Source organism: Deltaproteobacteria bacterium (genome assembly GCA_011773515.1).
Taxonomy (GTDB): Bacteria; Desulfobacterota; Deferrimicrobia; order J040; family J040; genus WVXK01.
The window spans coordinates 1-1,107 of sequence record WVXK01000070.1 but is presented as its reverse complement, the minus strand read 5'-3'; the positions used below and the strand labels follow the sequence as shown (position 1 = coordinate 1,107).

General features: G+C 56.8%; 2 protein-coding genes. Both read left to right on the top strand.

The features are described 5' to 3' along the window. Positions 1-732 (top strand): SDR family NAD(P)-dependent oxidoreductase (locus tag GTN70_08425; protein ID NIO17009.1); only part of this gene is annotated, 732 nt, incomplete at its 5' end. Then, a partial coding sequence (locus tag GTN70_08420; GenBank protein ID NIO17008.1) for a hypothetical protein occupies positions 722-1,107 on the top strand: 386 nt, incomplete at its 3' end. The genes GTN70_08425 and GTN70_08420, both read left to right, overlap by 11 nt.

The window sequence follows — 1,107 nt, the reverse complement described above, 5'->3', positions numbered from 1 at the left end:
CACGAGTTTGCAAGAGCCGGATGCACATTGCTGCTCACCGCCCTTGAAGAAGATGAGCTCTCCTCCCTTGAAGAGGAACTGGAGGGGAAGTATTCGGTCCCCGTCGCTTCGATGGCGGCGAACCTCACCGATAAAGCGAGCCGGGAGGCACTGATCGAGTGGATCAGAAACCGGGAGGAGTCCCTAGATGTCCTGGTGAACAATGCCGGAGCTGGATTCTTCGGAAGGTTCGAACTCTCCGAATGGGAGTCCATCGAGATGACACTCGCCCTGAATATCCACGGGTGCACCCACCTCTCCCACGCACTGATACCCCGGCTGAAAGAACGCCCCCGGGCGATGATCGTCAACATCAGCTCGGCCATCGCGTGGCTTCCCTATCCCGGACTGGCCGTCTACGGGGCCGCCAAGGGATACCTTTCCAGTTTGAGCGCCTCTCTGGCCAGCGAACTCTCGGACACCTCCGTCGGTGTTCTCTGTTTTCACCCCGGCATGACCATGACACATTTTTTCGGCTCCGCAAGGATGGACATGAGCAGGGTGCCGAAACGCTTGATCACGACGCCGGAAAAGGCGGCCGCCCGGATTATCCGGGCTATCGAGGACGACAGGCAGTGGGTTTACGGAGATACGATCACCCGGTTCGGGGTTATTCTCGGTTCGCTCCTGCCGGCAGGGCTCAAGACGAAGATCTTCAAAAACTTTTTCTGGAGATTGCCCGATGAGGATTAAATACATCATATCGGCGTCTTTTCTCATTGCTGTTTCGGTGGCGACCTACGGCGCCTATCGCTTCATGGTGAAGTGCGAAGGCACCTGGGAGGGCGAGCCCCTCGAATCGAAAAAGGGCATATCCCTCGAAGAGATAGGGGTGCAGCTCAAAGAGGATATTCATTACATGACCGTTGTGCTGGGGGAGCGCAATCCGGAGCGCTACGAGGAGCTTGCCCGGTGCGCTGAGTGGATACGGAAGAGGTGGCAGTCTCATGGATACGAGGTGAAGTCCCAGGTGTTTACCCTCGAGGATAAGGAATTCGAAAATCTCGAGATAGAGATACCCGGCAACGTGGCGCCATCGGAGATAATCATCGTCTCCGGCCAGTACGA